Source organism: Pseudomonas sp. KU26590 (assembly GCF_026153515.1).
Lineage (GTDB): Bacteria > Pseudomonadota > Gammaproteobacteria > Pseudomonadales > Pseudomonadaceae > Aquipseudomonas.
The window spans coordinates 4,263,167-4,285,339 of record NZ_CP110644.1; the positions used below are offsets into that span (position 1 = coordinate 4,263,167).

At 61.3% G+C, this 22,173-nt stretch carries 22 protein-coding genes; 17 read left to right on the forward strand and 5 right to left on the reverse strand.

Going from position 1 to position 22,173, the window contains the following annotated elements; all coding sequences use genetic code 11:
* Positions 1–82 precede the first annotated feature (82 nt).
* Positions 83–1,915: a monovalent cation:proton antiporter-2 (CPA2) family protein gene (locus OKW98_RS18940; protein ID WP_265386153.1), complete on the forward strand. Its 1,833-nt coding sequence runs from the start codon at positions 83–85 to the stop codon at positions 1,913–1,915.
* A gap of 164 nt (positions 1,916–2,079) precedes the next feature.
* Here the strand turns inward: OKW98_RS18940 and glp are convergent, their stop codons facing one another.
* Together glp and moaB are read right to left on the reverse strand one after the other, a co-directional pair.
* Positions 2,080–3,294, reverse strand: coding sequence for a gephyrin-like molybdotransferase Glp (glp, locus tag OKW98_RS18945; RefSeq protein WP_265386154.1), 1,215 nt, complete (start codon positions 3,292–3,294; stop codon positions 2,080–2,082).
* Between the two features lie 6 nt (positions 3,295–3,300).
* On the reverse strand, positions 3,301–3,840 hold the full coding sequence (moaB, locus tag OKW98_RS18950; RefSeq protein WP_065991499.1) for a molybdenum cofactor biosynthesis protein B: 540 nt from the start codon (positions 3,838–3,840) through the stop codon (positions 3,301–3,303).
* Between the two features lie 78 nt (positions 3,841–3,918).
* On the opposite strand from moaB, the gene mobA reads away from it, so the two are divergent.
* Both mobA and OKW98_RS18960 read left to right on the forward strand, forming a co-directional pair.
* A complete protein-coding gene (gene mobA, locus OKW98_RS18955) occupies positions 3,919–4,512 on the forward strand; it encodes a molybdenum cofactor guanylyltransferase MobA (RefSeq protein ID WP_265386155.1) in 594 nt (197 codons plus the stop codon).
* Positions 4,513–4,596: 84 nt separating this feature from the next.
* A complete protein-coding gene (locus OKW98_RS18960; protein WP_074887297.1) occupies positions 4,597–4,821 on the forward strand; it encodes a YgdI/YgdR family lipoprotein in 225 nt (74 codons plus the stop codon).
* Between the two features lie 110 nt (positions 4,822–4,931).
* On the opposite strand, the gene OKW98_RS18965 is transcribed toward OKW98_RS18960, so the two are convergent.
* Positions 4,932–5,822, reverse strand: a complete 891-nt coding sequence (locus tag OKW98_RS18965; RefSeq protein ID WP_265386156.1) for a pseudouridine synthase — start codon at positions 5,820–5,822, stop codon at positions 4,932–4,934.
* Positions 5,823–6,246: 424 nt separating this feature from the next.
* Here OKW98_RS18965 and OKW98_RS18970 point away from each other — a divergent pair, with 424 nt between their 5' ends.
* Positions 6,247–6,513 carry a hypothetical protein gene (locus tag OKW98_RS18970; RefSeq protein WP_265386157.1) on the forward strand — a complete coding sequence of 89 codons (267 nt, stop codon included), beginning with the start codon at positions 6,247–6,249 and terminating at the stop codon, positions 6,511–6,513.
* A gap of 41 nt (positions 6,514–6,554) precedes the next feature.
* Here the strand turns inward: OKW98_RS18970 and OKW98_RS18975 are convergent, their stop codons facing one another.
* Positions 6,555–6,794, reverse strand: coding sequence for a glutaredoxin family protein (locus OKW98_RS18975; protein ID WP_265386158.1), 240 nt, complete (start codon positions 6,792–6,794; stop codon positions 6,555–6,557).
* A 260-nt stretch (positions 6,795–7,054) separates the two neighbouring features.
* On the opposite strand from OKW98_RS18975, the gene OKW98_RS18980 reads away from it, so the two are divergent.
* From OKW98_RS18980 to OKW98_RS19020, 9 genes are all read left to right on the forward strand, one after another.
* A complete protein-coding gene (locus OKW98_RS18980; RefSeq protein WP_065991492.1) occupies positions 7,055–7,369 on the forward strand; it encodes a DUF883 family protein in 315 nt (104 codons plus the stop codon).
* Between the two features lie 5 nt (positions 7,370–7,374).
* Positions 7,375–7,761, forward strand: a complete 387-nt coding sequence (locus OKW98_RS18985) for a phage holin family protein (RefSeq protein ID WP_265386159.1) — start codon at positions 7,375–7,377, stop codon at positions 7,759–7,761.
* Positions 7,758–8,099: a hypothetical protein gene (locus OKW98_RS18990; protein WP_265386160.1), complete on the forward strand. Its 342-nt coding sequence runs from the start codon at positions 7,758–7,760 to the stop codon at positions 8,097–8,099. The genes OKW98_RS18985 and OKW98_RS18990 overlap by 4 nt, the downstream gene beginning before the upstream one ends.
* A gap of 160 nt (positions 8,100–8,259) precedes the next feature.
* Positions 8,260–9,423, forward strand: a complete 1,164-nt coding sequence (locus OKW98_RS18995; protein WP_265386161.1) for an EAL domain-containing protein — start codon at positions 8,260–8,262, stop codon at positions 9,421–9,423.
* A 94-nt stretch (positions 9,424–9,517) separates the two neighbouring features.
* Positions 9,518–10,849 carry a deoxyguanosinetriphosphate triphosphohydrolase gene (locus OKW98_RS19000; RefSeq protein ID WP_265386162.1) on the forward strand — a complete coding sequence of 444 codons (1,332 nt, stop codon included), beginning with the start codon at positions 9,518–9,520 and terminating at the stop codon, positions 10,847–10,849.
* Between the two features lie 295 nt (positions 10,850–11,144).
* Entirely contained in the window at positions 11,145–11,534 is a 390-nt protein-coding gene (locus OKW98_RS19005; protein ID WP_265386163.1) for a response regulator, read from the forward strand.
* Between the two features lie 365 nt (positions 11,535–11,899).
* Positions 11,900–12,526 (forward strand): response regulator transcription factor, encoded by a 627-nt coding sequence (locus tag OKW98_RS19010; RefSeq protein WP_065991486.1) that lies wholly within the window; start codon positions 11,900–11,902, stop codon positions 12,524–12,526.
* Between the two features lie 8 nt (positions 12,527–12,534).
* Entirely contained in the window at positions 12,535–16,194 is a 3,660-nt protein-coding gene (locus OKW98_RS19015; RefSeq protein ID WP_416147382.1) for a transporter substrate-binding domain-containing protein, read from the forward strand.
* A complete protein-coding gene (locus tag OKW98_RS19020; protein ID WP_265386164.1) occupies positions 16,191–16,658 on the forward strand; it encodes a GNAT family N-acetyltransferase in 468 nt (155 codons plus the stop codon). The genes OKW98_RS19015 and OKW98_RS19020 overlap by 4 nt, the downstream gene beginning before the upstream one ends.
* Positions 16,659–16,679: 21 nt before the next feature.
* Here OKW98_RS19020 and OKW98_RS19025 read toward each other — a convergent pair whose 3' ends face one another.
* Entirely contained in the window at positions 16,680–17,621 is a 942-nt protein-coding gene (locus OKW98_RS19025) for a LysR family transcriptional regulator (RefSeq protein ID WP_265389775.1), read from the reverse strand.
* 105 nt (positions 17,622–17,726) lie between these two features.
* Here OKW98_RS19025 and OKW98_RS19030 point away from each other — a divergent pair, with 105 nt between their 5' ends.
* The 4 genes from OKW98_RS19030 (at position 17,727) to OKW98_RS19045 (ending at position 22,122) form a co-directional block, all read left to right on the forward strand.
* Positions 17,727–18,911: an MFS transporter gene (locus OKW98_RS19030; protein ID WP_265386165.1), complete on the forward strand. Its 1,185-nt coding sequence runs from the start codon at positions 17,727–17,729 to the stop codon at positions 18,909–18,911.
* 171 nt (positions 18,912–19,082) lie between these two features.
* Positions 19,083–19,427: a YggL family protein gene (locus OKW98_RS19035; RefSeq protein WP_265386166.1), complete on the forward strand. Its 345-nt coding sequence runs from the start codon at positions 19,083–19,085 to the stop codon at positions 19,425–19,427.
* A gap of 376 nt (positions 19,428–19,803) precedes the next feature.
* Entirely contained in the window at positions 19,804–21,270 is a 1,467-nt protein-coding gene (dacB, locus tag OKW98_RS19040; protein WP_265386167.1) for a D-alanyl-D-alanine carboxypeptidase/D-alanyl-D-alanine-endopeptidase, read from the forward strand.
* 219 nt (positions 21,271–21,489) lie between these two features.
* Positions 21,490–22,122 (forward strand): DUF5666 domain-containing protein, encoded by a 633-nt coding sequence (locus OKW98_RS19045; RefSeq protein WP_265386168.1) that lies wholly within the window; start codon positions 21,490–21,492, stop codon positions 22,120–22,122.
* The last annotated feature ends 51 nt before the right edge of the window (positions 22,123–22,173 follow it).

Genomic DNA, 22,173 nt, shown 5'->3' on the forward strand with positions numbered 1-22,173 from the left:
GCTCAAGCGTTTCAGGACGGTAGGACGGGTCTGCAAAAAACGCAGAATCCTTCCTCCGCCCTCTTTCAACAAGGAGTTCCCAATGCCCCATGAAGGCAGCCTGTTGCAGGCCGCAGTCGTGTTCCTGCTCGCCGCCGTTCTCACGGTTCCTCTGGCCAAACGCCTGCAACTGGGCGCCGTGATTGGCTACCTGATCGCGGGCGTGATCATCGGCCCGTCTTGCCTCGGCCTGATCGGCGACCCGCAAAGCGTTGCGCACATCTCCGAGCTGGGCGTGGTGCTGCTGTTGTTCATCATTGGCCTGGAGTTGTCGCCCCGACGCCTCTGGACCATGCGCAAATCGGTGTTCGGTGTCGGCCTGGCGCAGGTGCTGTTCACCGGTGTGGCCATCGGCGCGGTCGCGTTGCTGGGCTTCAATCAGCCGCTCAACAGCGCCGTGGTACTCGGCCTGGGGTTGGCGCTGTCATCGACCGCTTTTGGCTTGCAAAGCCTGGCTGAACGCAAGGAGCTCAATGCGCCCCACGGTCGCCTGGCCTTCGCCATTCTGCTGTTTCAGGACATCGCGGCCATTCCGCTGATCGCCCTGGTGCCGATGCTGGCGGGCGGTTCGCACGATGCCAGTTCCGGCGATTCCCTGCGTCACGGCCTGCAAGTGCTCGGTGGCATCGCCATTGTCGTGGTCGGCGGTCGTTACCTGTTGCGTCCGGTGTTCCGCATCGTCGCCAAAACCAAATTGCAGGAAGTCTCCACCGCGACCGCGTTGCTGGTGGTGATCGGCACGGCGTGGCTGATGGATCTGGTGGGCGTGTCCATGGCGCTGGGGGCGTTTCTTGCCGGCCTGCTGCTGGCGGACTCCGAATACCGCCATGAGCTGGAAGCGCAGATCGAGCCGTTCAAAGGCCTGCTGCTGGGGCTGTTCTTCATCAGCGTCGGGATGGGCGCCAACATCGGCCTGCTGATCAACTCGCCGTTCACCGTGCTGGGCCTGACGCTGTTGCTGATCGGTTTGAAGTTGCCGTTGCTGTTCTTCGTCGGGCGTCTGGCGGGCGGGCTGGGCAAGCAGAGCGCGCTGCGCCTCGGGCTGGTCCTGGCGGCGGGCGGTGAATTCGCTTTCGTGGTGTTCAAGATCGGCCGCGATCAGGGTCTGTTCGATGCCGCCCTGTACGACACCCTGGTGCTGACCATCACCTTGTCGATGGCGCTGACGCCGCTGTTGCTGCTGGTCCTGTCGCGCTGGCTGAAACCCAAACCGGTGGTCAAGGAAGTGCCGGCCGAATACAAGGAAATCGAATCCGGCAACCCGCGTGTGGTCATCGCCGGCATGGGCCGGATGGGGCAGATCGTTGCACGTATCCTGCGCGCCCAGAACATACCGTTCATTGCGCTGGACACCTCGGTGGAAACCATCGAATTCACCCGCAGCTTCGGTAATGTGCCGGTGTTCTACGGCGACCCGTTGCGCCCGGAAATCCTCCGCGCCGCGAAGGTAGATCAAGCCGAATATTTCGTGATCGCCACGGATGACCCGGACACCAACATCAAGACTGCCGAGCTGGTGCGCAGGCTGTACCCGCACATGAAGATCATCGCCCGGGCCCGTAACCGCCAGCACGTTCACCGCCTGCTGGACCTGGACGCCGAGGCGGTGCGGGAGACCTTCTATTCAAGCCTGGAACTGACCCGCCGCACGCTGATCGGGCTGGGGCTCAGTGAAGCCCAGGCGGCCGCGCGGATTGATCGATTCAAACGTCATGACGAACAAGTGCTGAATCGCCAGCACTTGATCTACGACGACGCCGCGAAGGTCATGCAAAGCGCGCTGGAGGCCCGAACCGAACTGTCCGAGCTGTTTGAATCCGACCGGATGGATGAAGAAGCGAGCGACGCTCAGCCTGCCGCCAAGGCTAGACAGTAGGTCCTTCGGTTAAACCGAGACCACCTGTAGGAGCGCGCTTGCCCGCGAAGGCGGTGTGTCAGGTGGCATATTCGGCGACAGGATGAATGCTTTCGCGGGCAAGCGCGCTCCTACACAATTCTTCATATGACGCTGGTCTTCCGTCGAACCGAGGACCAGCCTCTTCAGCCCATGACCTCGCTCAGCGGAATGAAGTTGAGCAAGTCGCCCTCCGCCACCGTTGTGCCCTCCACAATCTCGATCAGCCCGTCGGCCCAGGCGGCGCTGCGCAGTACACCTGAACTCTGATTGCGGTAGGCAACCAGCCGGCCCTGTTCAAGACGTCCGCGCAGGTATTCGCGCCGGTTTCCCGGTTTGGTCCAGGTGAATGCAGCCGGCACCTGGAACTCCAGCGGCTTGACGGTCTGCACGCCCAAGCGTCTGAGCAGATAGGGCCGTGCAAGCAACGCGAAGGTCACCAGCGTGGAGGCCGGATTGCCCGGAAGACCGATCACCGGCACGCCACGGAAATGGCCGAAGGTCAGCGGCTTGCCGGGTTTGATCGCCAGTTTCCACAGGGCGATCTCGCCCTCCTCCCTCAGCGCATGACCGAGAAAATCCGCCTCGCCCACGGACACGCCGCCGGTGGAGAGGATCAGGTCGACGTCGTTCAGGTTGCCCAGCGCCGCGCGGGTTTTCTCGAGGTTGTCGGGAAGAATGCCCGCATCGACCACTTCACAGCCCAGCCGCGTCAGCCAGCTGCACAGCAACACGCGATTGCTGTTGTAAATCTGCCCCGGTCCCAGCGGCTGCCCGGGCTCGATCAACTCATCGCCCGTGGACAGCACCGCGACCCGGGCGCGGCGCATGACCTGCACGTGGCCGAAGCCCATGCTGGCGGCCAGGCCCAGTTCAATCGGGTTCATGACGGTGCCGGCATCCAGCACCTTGTCGCCGACGGTGGTTTCCTGCCCTTTGGGGCGAATGTTCTGACCGGCGCTTATCGGTTCGAGAAAGCGCACGGTCGCGTCGGCTTGAACCTCGGCGTTTTCCTGCATCTCGACGCAATCAGCCCCTTCAGGAACCGGGGCACCGGTGAAGATCCGCGCGCAGGTCCCGGATTGCAGTGGCTCGGGCGCGTGCCCGGCGAAGATCCGCTGGCTCACCGGCAACGGCTCGCCGGTCCAGTCCGCCACGCGCATCGCATAACCGTCCATGGCGCTGTTGGGCCACGGCGGCAAATCCAGCGTCGAGACCAGATCCTCGGCCAGCACGCGCCCGAGGGCATCGGCCAGCGCCACGGTTTCACGCTCGCTGATCGGCGCGGCGGCCGCGAGGTCCATCAATCGTTGCATGGCCTCTTCGACCGGCATCAGGCGACTCTTTTCAGGTGCGCTCATAACGGCTCACCCGCGGGTCGCGCAGGGTTCGGCCTTCTTCAGGTGCGGCACGAAATTGCACGGGCGAAAGCTGTTGTTCAGCTGATCCGCGAGAATGCCGTCCCAGCCGGTGCGTACCGCGTTGGTCGAGCCCGGCAGGCAGCACACCAGCGTGCCGTTGGCCAGGCCGGCAAGGGCGCGGGACTGAATGGTCGAGGTGCCGATGTCGGGCAGGGAAATCTGGCGGAACAGTTCGCCAAAACCGTCCACCTGTTTGTCCAGCAGGCAGGCCACGGCTTCCGGCGTGCTGTCGCGGCCAGTGAAACCGGTGCCGCCGGTGATCAGCACGACTTGCACTTCATCGTCGGCGATCCAGGTCGCCACCTGGGCGCGGATCTTGTACAGGTCATCCTTGAGCAGCACGCGCTCGATCAGGCCATGACCGGCCGTGGTCAGGCGGTCGACGAACATCTGGCCGGAGGTATCGGTTTCAAAAGTACGGGTGTCACTGACCGTCAGAACAGCGATGTTGAGGGGTACGAAAGGCGAGTCTGCCTTGGCTTTCATGGCGAGGTCCGGTTGTAGAGGAAACAGGGCGGTGTTATATCACAGCACCTGTTTTTTACCGCGCCAACCGAGCTGATCATGACCCCTTCCGACGCCCTCCCGCCCTGCTCCATCCTGCTGCTCGCCGGCGGCCAGGGTCGGCGTATGGGCGGGCGTGACAAAGGCCTGATCGTGTGGCGCGACAAACCTTTTATCGAGCATTTATACGCGCTGGTGCGACCGCTCACGGATGACTTGATCATTTCGTGCAACCGCAACCGCGAGCAGTACGCGCGCTACGCCGACCGGTTGGTCGAGGATGAGCAACAGGATTTTCCGGGGCCTTACGCCGGCATTCGCGCCGGCCTTGCCGTGGCGAAGCATGACTATCTGCTGGTCATCCCCTGTGACATGCCGCTGCTGGATCGTGCGCTTCTCGATGGCCTGCGCCAGACCGCGGCTGCGAATACCGGCGCGCCGGTCATGGTCCGTCAGGGCGAGCAGTGGGAGCCGCTTTTATGTTGCATTCCCACCCACCACGCGAACGTGTTCGAACAGCATTGGCAGCAAGGACAGCGCAGCCCGCGCCGGACCATGGCAGAATTGCGCGCCGTCGGGTTTCAGTGCGAGGCCGACGACCTGCGTCTGGCCAACCTCAACACGCCGGATCTATTGACCCAGATCAAGCCCTGAGCGCGGTGGGCAGGTTTCATGGAACTTTGCCGTTACACTCTGCGTCAGAGACATCACTAAACAAAATACCCCGGAGACACAGCAATGAAACAACGGACTCTTCCTGCCGCCTTCCTGCTTGCACTGAGCCTCGCCTCTCTGGCCGGTTGCTCTTCGCCAACGGTGATCACGCTGAACGACGGCCGTGAAATCCAGGCAACCGACGAGCCGAAGTACGACGAAGAGTCGGGCTTCTACGAGTTCAAACAGCTGGACGGTAAAGAAACCCGCATCAATAAAGATCAGGTTCGTACCGTTAAAGAACTGTGATCTCAGGTTGATCGCGAGGGTCTGAACTGACCGTCGCTGAAAGCCAAAAGACCCGCCAATCGAGCGGGTCTTTTTTTGCCTTCAACAATCCGCAGCCCTAAACCAGCGCGCTACCAGTCCAGCGTGATCCGGCTCTCGAAGACCCGTTCCTCTCCGGTCACCGGATCGATGAAGCGCAAACCCTGGGCGAGCAGTTTGAGCGGGTTGGCGTAGTCGTCCACGGCGTCCTTGAGCACGTCGGGATAGAACGGGTCGTTGCAGATGCCGGCGCCCAGGGCAGCCATGTGCACGCGCAACTGATGTTTTTTGCCGGTCACCGGGTACAGCGCATAGCGCCAGAGCCCGCCATTTTGCTCGCTGACTTCCACGCGGGTTTCCGTGTTGCTCGGCCCCTCGCCCTCCTGCATGCGGAAGAAGGGTTCCCCATCCACCAAGCGGCTGTTGTGGACGCGCGGAAACGCCATGTCCGGCAGCGCAGGCGCAATCGCCTCGTAGCGTTTGTCGATCTGCCGGGTTGGAAACAACGCCTGATACGCCGACCGCGTTTGCTTGTTGGCCGAGAACAGCACCAACCCCGCCGTGTGCCGGTCGATGCGGTGCAGAGGCACCAGATCAGGATTGTCGAGGGTGCGGATCAGTCGCCGCAGCAGTGTCTGCTCGACGTATTCGCCCGCAGGGGTGACGGGCAGAAAATGCGGCTTGTCGGCGACCACCAGATGCTGGTCGGCATACAGGATCGACTCCTGCACCGGGATCGGCGTCTCGTTGGGCACTTCCCGAAAGTAATGAATACGCAGGCCTTCGCGGTACGCCAGTTCCACCGCGATCGGCTGGCCGTCAGCGTCGAGCACCTTGCCCCGCGCGATCCGGTCCAGCCACTGCTCGCGGCTGATTGCACTGAAGCGCTCGCACAGGCAATCGAGCACCGTCGGCCACGGGCCGGGCGGGAGATACAACGTGCTGGCTTGAAGGTGGGCAGCGGTAAACACGGGTGCGGACATAAACGGCTCAGGCTCAAATAACGAGTGCGACAGGGTCGGCATTATCAACGCCGGAGAATCTTTACGCGACAGGGCAAATGACGGTTTCGCCGCAAGGCTCTAGCCCGCGCCCCACAGAAGTGCGCGACGTTATGCCGCATGAAAAACCGGCGCCAGTTGTCTGACAACCACGGTACGGCTCTGGATGCGCAAAATGATTTGTCCTAAAATGTTTCGAAATCGGCACGCAGGCGCGAATCCGAGCGGACACGAACATGCTCGTGACTGAAATCGAAAACGCCTGCCAGACCTGAAACTCATAAAAAGAAAGCCCGTCATCGACGGGCTTTTTGCGTTTTCAGGGTTTGTATCCCGCGTTGAGCGCCACTGCACGACGTGCTGCCATCGCCACAGATTTCTTTTCGCAACTTTTGAGGTTACGCCCATGCTGGTTCAATTCTTCCAATGGATCAAACGTCTCTCCACCGGGACTTCATCGCAGAACGATGAAAACTACTCCCAGTCCTTTTCCAACGAGGACCACGACGTGGGTCGCTGGACGTTCATGTCGGTGTTCATCGTGCTGACCCTGAGCCTGTACGTCGTCGCCGGCCTCGGCTATTACGCCAAAGTGCACGTCTGGGACGGCATGACCGATGAGCAGAAAGCCGCCGTCGCTCAAGCCATGGTGGTCGACACGCAATACCTCTGAAGCCGACGCTGACGCGCGGGCTTATGCCCTGATCGCGCGCGTCAGTCGCTCAGAAACAGCACGACCTGATCGGTGTCGAACGGCCAGTCCAGTTCGGCGCCGGTGTCTGCCCGCCTCAACACGGGAATCCTGAGGCCATAGGTTTTGTGGTGCGCCTCGCTCTCGGCAATGTCGACCAGCTCCACCATCAAGCCGTGCTCCACCAGCGGCATCAGTTCGGCTTCGGCCACCTCGCACAAATGACACCCCAACGTTCCAAACAGCTGACATTCCGGTGGCATGGCTGGGCCCTCTGTGGCTGCGATTCCAAGGGTTGAATCGGCAAGTCTAGAACTGGCCGCCAAAACCGTCGAGCCTGCGCAAGCTGCCTGGCCCTGCTCCTGTCGCCCACCCACACTGGAGCACGACGTTCGGCGGACGCACCGGAACGGCGCAGAAACAGCTGACGGCGAAACGAGCGCCCTGTTCACGCGATTGGAATGAACCTTCAGGAATGCGCCATACTCGAAACCCCATATCGTCATCCCCTAAGGAGAAAACCATGGCTCGACCTACAGCAGAAAAAGCCCAGGACATATTGATGTCTGACTTCCAGACGCTGGTTGCCGATACGGAAAAACTGCTGGCGCACACGGCCTCTCTGGCCGGTGAACAGGCTGACGAATTGCGTGAGCAGATTCGCGAAAGCCTGCTCCGTGCACGTGAAACCCTCAAACTGACCGAAGAAACCCTGCGCGCACGCGGCAAGGAAGCGGTCATCGTCACCGAGGACTATGTTCAGAACAATCCATGGCAATCGGTAGGCATCGCAGCTGGCGTCGGCTTCCTGCTGGGCCTGCTGGCCACTCGGCGCTAACGGCCATGACGCAGCCGACAGGTCCAACCGGGACCGATCAATCCTCTTCGCCACGGCGGCTGGGTGCGGCCTTTCTGGGGCTGTTGCACACCCATGTCGAGCTTTTCGGCATCGAGCTTCAGGAGCAGAAAGCCCGTACGGTCAGGCTGTTGCTGTTCGCAGGCCTGGCGCTGGTTTTCGCGTTGCTGCTGCTCATCGGCCTGTCCGCGCTGCTGCTGGTTCTCGTCTGGGACAGCTATCGCCTCTACGGGATCATTGGCCTGTGTGGGTTATACACCCTGGCGGCACTGTTCTGCGCCATGCGGCTGAAGGCGGCTGTGTTCGATGAGTCTTCACCTTTCCACTCAACACTGGAAGAACTGGCCAACGACCGCGAGCGACTGATGCCATGAGCGCACCTCAATTGCCCCAGACCCACAACCGTCGCGAGTTGCGCAAGGCGCTGATCCGCCTGCGCATGGAGATGCACCGTCAAGAGATCCGTCAGGAGTCCTCGCGATTGATGCATCCCCTGCAACGCATGCGCGGCATGGCCTCCGACCTGCCTGGCTCCCTCGGCATCAAGCATGGGCCGCTGTGGGGCGTCGGTGTCGTCACGCTGCTCGGGTTTCTCACCGGCAAGGGCACGCGCAGCAAAAAAACCGGCAGCGTTACCCGCCTGATCAAGTTCAGCGCAACCGTTCTGCCGTTGATCAAAATGGCCCTGCAGAACTCGTCCCGCCGTCGCTGAAAGCCTTCTGGCTGTATTCTTGCTAGCTGCATTCTCGCTAACTGCCCTCACCTTGCCCGATAGCCTTATCGGGTGAGGTGACGGTGTTTGTCCGATGACAAACCCCGAACATCCACTCATACCAACCGTCACCCCTACCAATCGCCACTAAGGAGGCCATGTGTTCGATGGGCAACCGCTCGCCTGTTTCCAGCCGTTCATCGACACAGCGACGGGCCGCATCGCCGGCATCGAAGCGCTAGGCCGTCTGCGTCAGGCAGATGGCAGCCTGCAATCGGTCGGCCCGCTATTTACTGACCCGCGCCGCCCGGCCGTGCAATTGCGTCGGCTGGATCGTCAGGTTCGCGACAATGCCCTGAGCCGCTTTCACGAGGCGCCGAGCGACTGGTTCCTCAGCCTGAACATCTCCCCGCGCTGGATCAGTCGCCTGCGCCCCGACGAATCACCGCCCAGCCTCAAACAGCTGCAGACTTATGGCATTCCCGCTGAACGGATCGTTTTTGAGATCACCGAATTGAGCGGCGACGGCCAGCGCCTGAACGAGGTGGTGGCTCGCTATCGCGACGCCGGCGCACGCATCGCCATCGATGATTTCGGCGCCGGCTATTCGCAGCTGGACCGGGTGCTGGCATTGCAACCCGACATCCTCAAGCTCGACATGCGTCTGTTTCAGGCCGCAGCGCGGGGCGGCCCCAGCAGCGACGTGGTCAAGGCCCTCGCGCAGATGGCGGAGAAAACCGGCTGCTGGATCATCGCCGAAGGGGTCGAGACCGAAGCCGAGCTGGACTTCGCCCTCGAATGCGGCTCGCGCTACGTTCAGGGCTATCTGTTCGCGCCGGCGCAGCTGGATTTCTTCGAAGCCGATGCGTTCGTCGACCGTTTCGCTGCCCTGCGTGATCGTTACGTGACGAAGAAAGTCGGTGAGCGTGAACGCCTGATGACCCTGCGCAAGCAACTCACCCGGTTGATGTCCAGGCTGCAGAGCTGGGCCGAGGGCAATGGGCCGCTGGACGATTTGCCCCAGGTCAAGGACTTCCCGTGGTTGCTGCGTTTTTACCAGTGCGACCGCCACGGCACGCAGCTCACGCCCAATCTGGAATGGCGCAACGGTGCGTGGACCGCAGACGCCCGGTATCTGGGCCATAACTGGTCCTGGCGGCCCTATTTCTATCACCTGCTCGCCGAGGGCTGGCACGAGCGGCGCCTGACGCTTTCCAGCACCTACCGCGACGCCACCAGCAATCAGTATTGCCTGACGGCTGGGCAGTTCTTCGACAACGGCGAGCGGCTGTTGCTGATCGATGTCGACGCGGCCGGGTTTTGACGGCGCTGCGGGTATCCTTTCATCGATCTTGTGCTTGCAGCGTGCGGGGTGAACCGGGAAGCTAGCGCGGTAATCACCCGACGGAGTACCGGCCTTGGATTGGCAAACCCTGCTCACCCGCGAGCGCCTTGGCAAGACCTTGCACAGCCCTGAAGAACTGGGGCGCAGTCCCTTCCACAAGGATCACGACCGGATCATTTTCTCCGGCGCCTTTCGCCGTCTCGGGCGCAAGACCCAGGTTCACCCGGTCACCAGCAACGACCACATCCACACGCGCCTGACCCACTCACTTGAAGTCAGCTGCGTTGGCCGCTCACTGGGCATGCGCGTCGGCGAAACCCTGCGCAGCGCCCTGCCCGACTGGTGCGACCCCAGCGATCTGGGCATGGTCGTGCAATCGGCTTGCCTGGCCCACGACATCGGCAATCCGCCGTTCGGCCACTCCGGCGAAGACGCCATTCGCAACTGGTTCAAACAGGCCGCAGGACGCGGCTGGCTCGATGCGATGAGCGAAGTCGAGCGCAACGACTTTCTCAATTTCGAAGGCAACGCCCAAGGCTTCCGCGTGCTGACTCAGCTGGAATACCACCAGTTCGAGGGTGGCACCCGACTGACCTACGCCACCCTCGGCACCTATCTGAAATACCCGTGGACGGCGCGTCACGCCGACTCCCTGGGCTACAAGAAACACAAGTTCGGCTGCTACCAGAGCGAGCTGCCGATTCTTGAACAGATCGCCGGCAAACTCGGCCTGCCGCAGATCGAGGAGCAACGCTGGGCCCGGCATCCGCTGGTGTACCTGATGGAGGCAGCCGACGACATCTGCTACGCGCTGATCGATCTCGAAGACGGTCTTGAAATGGAGTTGCTCACCTACGACGAAGTGGAGTCGCTGCTGCTGGGACTGGTGGGCGATGATCTGCCGGAAACCTATCGCCAGCTGGGCCCCAATGACTCACGCCGTCGCAAGCTGGCGATTCTGCGCGGCAAGGCCATCGAGCACCTGACCAACGCCGCCGCCCGCGCTTTCGTCGAACAGCAGGACGCGCTGCTGGCCGGCACACTGCAAGGCGATCTGGTGGAACACATGCACGGGCCGGCCAAACGCTGCGTGCTCAATGCCAAGGACATGGCGCGCAAGAAGATCTTTCAGGACAAGCGCAAGACGCTGCACGAAATCGGCGCCTACACCACGCTGGAAATCCTGCTGAATGCCTTCTGCGGCGCGGCGCTGGAGCAGTTCGGCGGACATGAGCCGTCGTTCAAAAGCCGGCGCATTCTCGATTTGCTGGGCAATAACGCGCCTGACCCGAGCTGGCCGCTGCACACGTCCTTTCTCAGGGTCATCGACTTCATCGCCGGCATGACCGACAGCTACGCCAGCGAAATGGCCCGCGAGATGACGGGGCACTCCAGCCCCGCCTAGCGGTGCCTTTAGCCGTTGCGCCTTTACGAGGGCGCGTGCGAAAGCCCGAATACGAGCCTGTATTCGGGCTTTTCTCATTGGCGCTTCAGGAAATCCAACAGCAACTTCGGACATTTCCTACGCAACCGTCGGAATGCCCTTATCGCTGGTCGTACATCGCTGCCGAATAATCCGCGCCATTCCGAGCCTTGGGACAACCCGACCCATTACCTCCCGAAGATACCGCCCGCCTGCGAGCGCGCCGCCGGCCCGCCGTCACACGGTCCTGCTCACTCCCCTACGTCTGGAACCGCCGATGTTCACTAAAGATTTCCGAATCCTGCTGGTAGAGGATCATCCGTTTCAGCTGATCGCCTTGCAGATCCTGCTGAACAACCATGGCCTGTACCGCGTCACGCCGGCGCTCAATGCCAGCGAAGCACTCGGCGCCATGGAGCGCAGCGCCGAGCCCTATGACCTGCTGCTCTGCGATCAGCGTCTGCCGGGAATGTGCGGCCTGGAGCTGATACAGACGGCCAACCAGCGCGGGTTGCTCCAGCGCGCCGTACTGCTCAGTGGCCTCGACGCGGACCCGCTGGCGAGCCTTGAGTCCGAAGCCAGGGCGATGGGCCTGCCGTTGCTGGGGTGCCTGAGCAAACCGCTCAACACCCTGGAGCTGATCAGCCTGCTGTCCACGCCCGCATAATTTTCACCTGCATGCCGGTCCTATCCGGGTATCTGTCAGCACCGATTCAGGCACGCTGCCCAGTGCGCATTTATAACGTGCCATTGATGTCGGGCAAGCGACGTGTTTAAACAGGTAGGCACAGTTTCGCGAATGCGTAGGGTTATTCCGATTCGAAATAAACGCACGTTTTTAAATGCATTTAAATCAACGGTAAATGCTGTTACGCATTAAACATTCATGACCGCCGCGTGCATCCATGTACGCACTTACGCTTATTTCTGTAGGAACATTCCTATATAGCGCTTCGGGCATGATCTCTTTATGTGCGCCTTGAACATCTGGGATAAGGTGCGCGCTTTCTTGCCACCCGTTATGGATTGATCATGAACTCAATTTTTATCATCGACGACCACCCGGTTATACGCATGGCCATACGTATGCTTCTGGAAAACGAAAATTACGAGGTGGTCGGAGAGACCGACAACGGTGTCGACGCCATGCAGATGGTCCGTGAATGCATGCCCGACCTGATCATCCTCGACATCAGCATCCCCAAGCTGGACGGGCTCGAAGTCCTCGCCCGCTTCAACGCCATGAACCTGCCCTCGAAGATTCTCGTACTGACCGCACAGGCGCCGAGCCTGTTCGCCATCCGATGCATGCAGTCGGGCGCTTCGGGTTATGTGTGCAAGCAGGAAGACCTCAGCGAACTTGTCAGCTCGGTCAAAGCGGTATTATCCGGCTACAATTACTTTCCCAGTCAGGCTCTTGCCGCGTCGATCAAAAAAGAGGGTGACCCCAATGAGCTTGAGCGCTTCAAACTCGTCAATGACCGTGAACTGATGGTGTTGCAACTGTTTGCCCAGGGGCGGACAAACAAGGAAATCGCCAAAGGCATGTTCCTCAGCAACAAAACGGTCAGCACTTACAAAACCCGCTTGATGCAAAAACTCAAGGCCAAGACTCTGGTAGAACTTATCGAGATGGCAAAACGCAATTCGTTAGTGTGAGAGACAGGATGCCAAAGGCGTTAAAGGACTATTGGATAGCAGCCGTGATGGTCTGCCTCGGCTTCGATACTCAGGCAGATCCCCTGGCGCCGGAACGCTACACGCTGCTGAGCCGCTCCAACCCTGCGCACATGGACGTGACGCTGGAGCGCGCCCAGTGGCAATGGGTGCGCAACAGGCGCGAGCTGGTGGTCGGCACCTCCGCGCCGGACTATCCGCCTTTCGACATGACCCTGACCGGGCACGACTACGAAGGCTTTACCGCCGATTACGTCGGCATTCTCGGACGCGTGCTCGACCTGCCGGTCAAGGTCCTGCGTTTCGCCAGCCGCGACGAGGCTGTCAAGGCACTGAGCAACGGCGAAATCGACCTGCTGGGCAGCGCCAACGGCTATGAGGCGGCGTCGCGCGGGATCGTACTGTCCACGCCCTACGCCATTGATCAACCCGTCCTGGTGACCCGCGCCGGAGAGGCCCGACCCTTGAACGGCGACCTCAACGGTTTGCGCCTGAGCATGGTTTATCACTACCTGCCGCCCGACGAAATCGCCGCGCTTTACCCCAAGGCGCGCCTGCAGACCTTCCCTTCCTTCCAGAGCGCGATCAACGCCGTGGCTTTCAATCAGGCCGACGTGTTTCTGGGCGACACGATTTCCACCCACTACGTGATCAACAAGGGCTATCTGAACAACGTGCAGATGGCCAATTTCGGCAAGCACGAGGCAAACGGCTTCAGCTTCGCCGTGCAGGCGTCCAACCCGCTGCTGCTGGACATCGTCAATCGGGTGCTCAAAGGCATTCCGGTGGAAGAGCGCATCGCCATTTCCAAGCGCTGGGGCGCCGGCAGTGACCTGATGCTCACCGATCAGAAGCTGCAGCTCAATCAACGAGAAGAACGCTGGATCGCTCAGCATCCGACCGTTCGCGTGGTGTTCAACGAAGCCTATGCGCCGCTGACGTTCTTTGATGCGGCCGGCAATTTCAGCGGCGTTACCGCCGACTTGCTCGAACTCATCCGCCTGCGCACCGGGCTCACCTTCAAGGTCAGCCATGCCACCAGCATGAATGACATGACCTATCAGCTGAGCCAGGGTCAGGCCGACCTGATCGGCGCGATGATCCCCAGCGAAGAGCGTCAGAACCGCTTCAATTTCAGCCGACCGTATCTGGACAACGTGTTCGTGCTGGTCACACGCAAGGAAACGTCTGCCCCCTCCAATCTCGATCAACTGGACGGAAAGCGGGTTGCGCTCACGCTCGGCAGCCCGATCCTGCCCTTTCTGCGCGACCAATACCCCGGCATTTATCCCGTGGAGGTCGATAACCCGGCGCAAGCCCTGGACATGCTCGCCCACGGTCGGGCGGAGGGCGCCATCACCTCGTTGTTCAGCGCCAGTTATTTTCTGTCCTCCCGAGCCCTCAACGACACGCTGCAGATGCGCGTCACGGTCGGCCAGGAGCCGGCGCGCATCGCCATGGCGACCTCACGCAATGCGCCCGAACTGACCTCGATTCTGGACAAGGCGCTGTCGAGCATCGCCCCTGAGGACCTGGCCGCCATCAACAATCGCTGGCGCACTTACACGCCGCGGGGCAGCGGTGCGTGGCACGACTATGAACTGTTGATCTATCAGATCATCGGTGGCGCAAGCTTGCTGCTGCTGGGCTCACTGGCCTGGAATGCCTGGATGCGCCGGCAGATCAAACAGCGCGAGCGAGCCGAGCGTGCGCTCAACGATCAGTTCGAATTCATGAGCGCGCTGGTCAACGGCACGCCTCATCCCATCTACGTCCGTGACCGCGACGGCCTGCTGAAAATGTGCAACGAAAGCTACCTCGCCGCCTTCGCCGCGCGGCGCGAGGAAGTGATCGGCAAAAGCATTCTGGACGGCATTTTAAGCAATACCGAAGAGGCTTTGGGATACGTCGAGGATTACAAACGTGTCATGGCCGAAAACGAGCCGCTGATTCTCGATCGCTCGCTGCACATCGGCGGCCGCGAGCTGACGATCTACCACTGGATCCTGCCGTTCCGCGACTCCCTCGGCAAAGTGCAGGGCATCATCGGCGGCTGGATCAACATCAGCGAACGCCGGCAATTGATTGAGCAACTGCAGACCGCCAAGGAGCTGGCGGACGATGCCAACCGCGCGAAAAGCACGTTTCTGGCAACCATGAGTCACGAGATCCGCACGCCGATGAACGCCGTGATCGGCATGCTCGAACTGGCCCTGAAACGCGCCGACCATGGCCATCTGGACCGGCCGGCTATCGAAGTGGCCTACAGTTCGGCGAAGGATCTGCTGGAGTTGATCGGCGATATTCTGGACATCGCCCGCATTGAGTCGGGCCGTCTGAGCCTGAGTCCCGAGCGCGCCAATCTGCGCCAGTTGGTCGAGTCTGTGGTCCGGGTGTTCGACGGCCTGGCCCGGCAAAAAAGCCTCACCCTGGCGCTGGATCTGGACCCTCGGACCAACACGGATGTGTTGATCGACCCCCTGCGCTTCAAGCAGATTCTCTCCAATCTCATCAGCAACGCCATCAAATTCACCGAAATGGGTCAGGTCAAGATCAGCCTGCAGACCGAAGGCGGCCGCAGCCCGCAGCAGGTGCGCGTGCAAGTGGTGATTCACGACAGCGGCATCGGCATCACCGAGCAGGACCAGCAGCGCCTGTTTGCCCCGTTCGCTCAGGTGGACCAGTCAGGGCAACTGGCGCGAACCGGCGCGGGCCTTGGCCTGGTGATCTGTCGCAGCCTGTGCGAAATGATGGGTGGAAACCTGACGTTGAGCAGCCGTCCCGGGGATGGCACGCGGATCGAGATGACCTTCGAATTCACCACCCTGGAACCGCTGGATGCGAAACGCATCGCCCGTGAAGCGGTACCCCACGCCTCAGGCCAGTTGCACATCCTGATTGTCGACGATCACCCGGCCAATCGCCTGTTGCTGTTCGAGCAGCTGTGCTTTCTCGGGCATCGCTGCGACATGGCGATGCAGGGCGCCGAAGCCCTGGAGCGCTGGCGTGTCGAGCGTTTCGATCTGGTGATTGCCGATTGCAACATGCCGGTCATGAACGGGTATGACCTCACGCAGGCCATCCGCCATCTGGAGCAAAGCGAGACACGTCCGCGCTGTACCGTGCTGGGCTACACCGCCAATGCGCAGCCGGAGGAAAAGCAACGCTGCCGTGATGCCGGCATGGACGACTGCCTGTTCAAACCCATCAGCCTCACTGCGTTGAACGACCGCTTGAGCAAGGTCCTGCCGCTGCCGGCGCTCCCCGCCGTGCCTGTTCAGCTGCCGCAGGCCGTGTTCGACCCGCACACCATTGAAGCGCTGACCGGTGGCAGGGCCGACATGAATGAGCGGCTGCTCGATCAACTCATCGCCAGCATTCATCAGGACCGCGCCGAGCTGAACGCGACCACGCTCCCGGAGCAACTGAAAGACATCGGCCACAAGGTGCGCGGCGCCGCGAACATCATTTCTGCGACAGCTGTCATTCAAGGATGCGAAGCGCTGGAAGCTGCCTGCGAGGGCCAAGCGCCGCAGGCGACTGTGGGCGAGCGGCAGTCCGCACTCGATGTGGCGATGGGCGCGCTGGAGCAGGCGTTGGTGGTTCATCGTGGGAAAACGCCCGCGTCACAGGCAGGGCCGCTGTCATGAAGCTGATTGCCATGAGCGCGGCTGATTTTCAGGCGTTTGCTGACCGTTCCGTCGCCGGTTATGCCCGGGACATTGTTCGCACCTACGGAGTGCCTGACGCACCGGCCTTCACCCGCGCGCGCGCTGACTTCAATGAACTGTTGGAGGACGGTCTGGAAACCGAGGGGCATTACTTCTATCGCGTGTGCATCGGCGATGAGGTTGAGGTGGGCAGCCTCTGGATAGGGGTTGTGGAGAACCCGCCGTTGCCCACCAGACTGTTCGTCTACGACCTGGAGATTCATCAGGCCTTCAGACGTCAGGGCCTGGGCAGGCAGGCACTGAGCGCCGTCGAGTTTTGGGGGATCGAGCGCGGCATTCGGCGTCTGGAGTTGAACGTGTTTTCCGACAACGTTGCAGCACGGACGCTGTACGAGACGTCGGGGATGGCTGCCTGTGAAATCACCATGGGCAAGGATTTATAGCCCGCCAATAGGTGCCGCCGATCAGGCCGGCCCGGTGGCAGAATCGACGCTGCCGTACGGCGCCAGATGCTCGCTCAGGTACTTCAGCAGAATGCTCACCTTCGGCAGCGCCTCTCGGGTTTTCAGCCAGACCAGATTCATCGGCAGTCCATCGGTCGCAAGCTCCGGCAGCACTTCCACCAGCCGGCCTTCGTTGAGGTGGGTTTGCACCAGCCACGTCGGTAGCTGGGCGATGCCATGCCCGGCCAGGGTGGCCGATACTTCGCCCTCGCCGTCGCCGACGGCAATGCGCGGATGAATGACGCGACGCTCCTGATCACCCGGCACGCGCCCACGAAAATACCAGGGCCCGACCTGCCCGTCGGACTGACCGTAGGCGATGCAATGATGATGCTCCAGATCCGCGTCCGTCTCGGGCCGACCGTGCTCGGCGATGTAACTGGGGGCGGCGCAGAACACCAGTCGCTGGGCACCGATGAAGCGATGCCCCAGCCCCGCCGCCCAGGCGTCCCGCCCGCCGATTCTGACCACGATATCGATGCCTTCATGCACCGGATCAATGAACCGGTCGGAAAACGAAATGTGCGGCTGCAGCAGCGGGTATTCCCTGACGAAATTAAGAATCAGCGGCAACACATGAAGACGTCCGTAGGACGCAGGCAAATCAATCCGCACCCGCCCATGGGGCTCATGCCGCTCTGACGCGAGCGCCAGCTCGGCTTCTTCGAGATCAGCCAGCACGCCGCTGCAGGTGGCGTAGAACTTCACACCGGCTTCGGTGAGCGACAAGCGGCGAGTCGTTCGATTGAACAGGCGCTGCCCCAATCGCTGCTCCAGCCGGGCAATGCCTTTACTGACCGCCGAAGCCGTCAGGTTCAGCTTCAACGCGGCATTGGCGAAGCTGCCGAAATCGGCGACTGCCACAAATACGTCAATGCCCTTGAGACGCTCGGATGAAAACACCGCGATTACCATTACTGAACTGAATTCGCGATAGTAAGTCATTTATGTCGCGGATGAGAACGCAGATCTCCAATAGGCTATGGCATCGTCTTTTGGAGCTTTTCTATGCAACCCTCAAATTCCGCAACGGCGTCCGCGCCGGATGCGACGTCTCGATCAGGGGTGCAAATCCTGATCATGGCCGTCGCTGCATTCATCATTGTCACTACCGAATTCCTGATCGTCGGGCTGCTTCCGGCCATGGCCCAAGACCTCGGTGTATCGATCGCGGTCGCCGGCCAGGTGGTGACGCTGTTCGCTTTCACCGTGATGTTGTTCGGGCCGTTCCTTACGGCAAAACTCGCCGGCGTCGAGCGCAAAAAGCTGTTCACCATCATCCTGCTGGTGTTTGCCGCCTCCAACGTGCTGGCGGCGCTGTCCACCAACATCTGGGTGATGGCCCTTGCCCGCTTCATTCCAGCGCTGGGCTTGCCCGTCTTCTGGGGCACCGCCAGCGAAACCGCCGGGCAGCTGGCAGCACCGGGCAAATCGGGTCAGGCCGTGTCGCGGGTTTACCTGGGCATTTCCGCCGCGCTCGTGTTCGGTGTGCCGCTGGGCACCGTCGCCGCCGATACCCTCGGCTGGCGCGGCAGCTTCTGGGTGCTGGCCGTCATCTCGCTGGTCATCGCCATCCTGATGCAACTGTGCATGCCGACCTTGCCCTCCTCGCCCACTAAGCAAGGCGAGAAGCAGACCGACATCCTCAAGCAGCCACGATTCCTCGCCCACGTGTTGCTGTCGGTGCTCGCGTTCACCGCGATGTTCACCGCCTACACCTACCTGGCCGATATCCTCCAGACCCTGGCAGGCGTTCCGACTAATCAAGTGGGCTGGTGGCTGATGGGCTTTGGCGCAGTCGGCATGATCGGCAACCAATGGGGCGGAAAGTTGGTTGATCGCAGCCCGCTGGGTGCGATGGTGTTGTTCCTGGTGATTCTGAGTATCGGCATGGCCGCCGCGATTCCGCTGGCCACTGACCACATCTGGCTGATCGCCGCGCTGGTGCTGTGGGGCGTTGCGTACACCGCACTGTTTCCGGTGTGCCAGGTGCGCGTGATGCAAGCGGGTGCCAAGGCCCAGGCGTTGGCAGCAACCATGAATATCTCGGCGGCGAACGCCGGGATTGGTCTGGGTGCGATCTTTGGCGGGTTGGGTATCGGCCACTTCGGACTCGGGTCCCTGGGGTGGATCGCGACCGGGATCGCGGCGCTGGCGGTGGTGGTTGCGCTGTTGATGATGCGCAAGCGTTGAGGGTTTTGGTTTTTCGGTAAAGCGGCTGTTTTTTCGGCGCGCGGGTGATGGGGTGGCATCGCAGGTTAAAGCAGGCGATTCGCACGCTTTATCCCAAGTGCCCGACGAGGCAGGCACCTTCAGGACGAAACTGGTAGACTGCGCCCCGAAATTACTTAAGAGGAACGCTTCATGGCCACTAACCGCTCCCGTCGTCTGCGCAAAAAACTCTGTGTCGACGAGTTCCAGGAATTGGGCTTCGAACTGAAGCTGGGCTTCAAAGAGGACCTGGATGACGAGGCCATTGATGCTTTCCTCGACGCTTTCCTGATCGAGGCCATGGACGCTAACGGTCTGGACTACGTCGGCGGCGACGACTTCGGCCTGGTCTGCCTGGCGAACCGTGGTTCGGTCAGCGAAGAGCAACGCGCCGCTGTCGAAGCCTGGCTCAAAGGCCGCAGCGAGCTGACTGAAGTTGAAGTCAGCCCTCTGCAGGACGCCTGGTACCCGGAAAAGCCGTTCAACGCGGCTGTCTGAAGAGCTGGCGGGCCTTCCCGCCGAGCTGATACCGAAAAGCCATCCTCCGGGATGGCTTTTTTGTGTCTCGAATTCAAGCTTTCCCTCGCCAGAAACCCCCCGGCAGCTATCTTCAATTGCACCGCCGGACGTCAGCCACGGCCAGGGACGACCGGAGAATCACGGTTTAACGTGACTTTGAATGGACAAGCAGAAAAAATAGCGCCGTTTGACGGCAGTACCCCGGCGCAAGTCACGAAAGCTTGGGGCATAATGCCGCTTTGCCGAAACACCATTGTTACGCCCTGCCATCGGGCATTTTCTGGTGTTTCGTTTACAGTGCGAGGGAATTCACCCCCTCTTCATCTCCGTTGTTTGCTGCAGTAGGGTTTATTGAATGATCAAGTCTTTGCGTCCGCTATTTATCGCCACCCTGCTTTTGCCCCTCTCGTTCTCCATCGCCGCCGCCCCGATCAATACCGCCCTGCCCCCCAAGGTTCAGGAAGCACTCAAAGCCAGCAAGCTGCAGAACGATGCGCTGTCGCTGGTAATGCTGCCGGTCAGCGGCCCCGGCACTCCCACTGTTTTCAACGCCGACGTGTCGGTCAATCCGGCCTCGACCATGAAGCTGGTGACCACCTACGCCGCCCTGGAAATGCTCGGCCCGACCCATCAGTGGAAAACCGAGTTCTACACCGACGGCACCCTGAGCAATGGCGTTCTGCGCGGCAACCTGTACCTCAAGGGTGGCGGCGATCCCAAGCTGAACATGGAGCGTCTGTGGCTGCTGATGCGCGATCTGCGAGCCAACGGCGTGCAGCAGGTGACCGGCGATCTGGTGCTTGATCGCAGCCATTTCGTGCAACCGCAATTGCCCGTCTTCGACGACGATGGCAATGACAAGAACAAGCCGTTTCTGGTACGTCCCGACTCCTTGATGGTCAACCTCAAAGCCCTGCGTTTCGTCACCCGCAACGACGGCGGCAGGATTCTGGTTTCGGTGGAGCCGCCCATCGCCGCCATCCACATCAACAACCAGGTCAAGGCGCTGTCATCCAGCAAATGCACCGGCGACGTGCTGTACAACCCGGTGCCGGAAGCCGATGGCGGCATCACCGTCACGGTGTCCGGCCAGTTGGGTGATGGCTGCAATTCCCAGACGTACCTGTCGCTGCTCGACCACCCGACCTACACCGCCGGCGCCGTGCGCGCCATCTGGCAGGAACTGGGCGGGACCATTCTCGGCAAGGACCGTCTGGACGTGACGCCGGGCAGCGCCAAGCTGCTGGCCAAGGCCTTCTCGCCGGACCTGGCGGAGATCATCCGCGACATCAATAAATTCAGTAACAACACCATGGCCCAGCAACTGTTCCTTAGCCTGGGCGCTGAATTCCGTAACGAAGCGGACGGTGACGACGCCAAGGCCGCGCAGCGTGTTGTGCGCCAGTGGCTGGCGAAGAAAAACATCATCGCGACGCACCTGGTGATGGAAAACGGCTCAGGCCTGTCCCGCGCCGAACGGGTCAGCGCACGGGAGATGGCGCAGATGCTCCAGGCCGCCTGGAACAGCCCGTTTCAAGCCGAGTTCATGAGTTCGCTGCCGCTGGCAGGGATGGACGGCACCATGCGCAAACGCCTGAAACGTACGGCCCTGCGCGGTGAAGCCCACATCAAGACCGGCACATTGAACACCGTCCGCGCGATCTCCGGATTCAGCCGCGACAGCAACGGCAACACCTGGGTGGTCGTGGCGATCCTCAACGACCCGCGTCCGTGGGGCGCATCTTCGGTGCTGGATGAGGTGTTGGTCAGCTTGTACAACCAGCCGAAGCTGGCGAGCACGTCCATTTCGCTTCAGCAGTAAAGTCCTTCGCCGGGCTGTGGGAAGTCGTTCAACGACGTACTCACAGCCCGGCTGGCCCCCTGCGTACCAACTCCGCCCCAGCAAACCGGGATTTGCTTGCGCAGGTGGACGAGATACGCCAGCAGCATCAATCCACGCTTGCTGACGGCAATGTCATCCACCGTCTCGGCGACTAACGCTATGCTCCGTGCTCGACCCATCACAGGATTCGCGCGGCCAATGAAGACCTCCAAGACCCACACCCTCCGTCACTCCCTTCTCCTGTCCGGATTGCTCAGCGCACTGCTATCGGCAGCGCTGCCGGCCCACGCCGAAGACAGCAAACCCACCCGTGTGCGCGGCGCCATCACGGCGGTCGAAGGCGATGCGCTGAAAATTCACAGCAATCGCGGAGAGGACCTGCAGGTTGTGCTGACCCCTGACACGCAGATTCGCGGTGTCACGTTGGCGCAGGTATCAGAAATCAAACCGGGCAGTTACATCGGCTCCGCCGCGGTGCCGCTGCCGGACGGTTCGTTGAAGGCGCTGGAGGTGCATGTGTTTCCGCCGGCAATGGCGGGCACGGGGGATGGTCATCGGGCCTTTGACCTGACGCCGGACAGCACGATGACCAACGGATCGGTTGGCGATCTGGTCGCCAGTAATGGCCGCACCATCACCGTGAATTACAAAGGCGGACAGAAGAAGATCGTCATTCCCGATGACGTGCCGATCGTCAACCTGGTGCCAGGTGATCGCAGCTTGCTCAAGCCCGGGGTGAAGGTGGTCCTGCAAGCGCAGAAAGGCTCGGACAACACACTGACCGCGCTGTCGATTTCTGCGGGGGAAAATGGCGTTGCTCCACCCATGTAAAGCAGCCGATGTAAAACGGCCGATGCAAAGCGGCGGGTGTGGAGGGTTTGT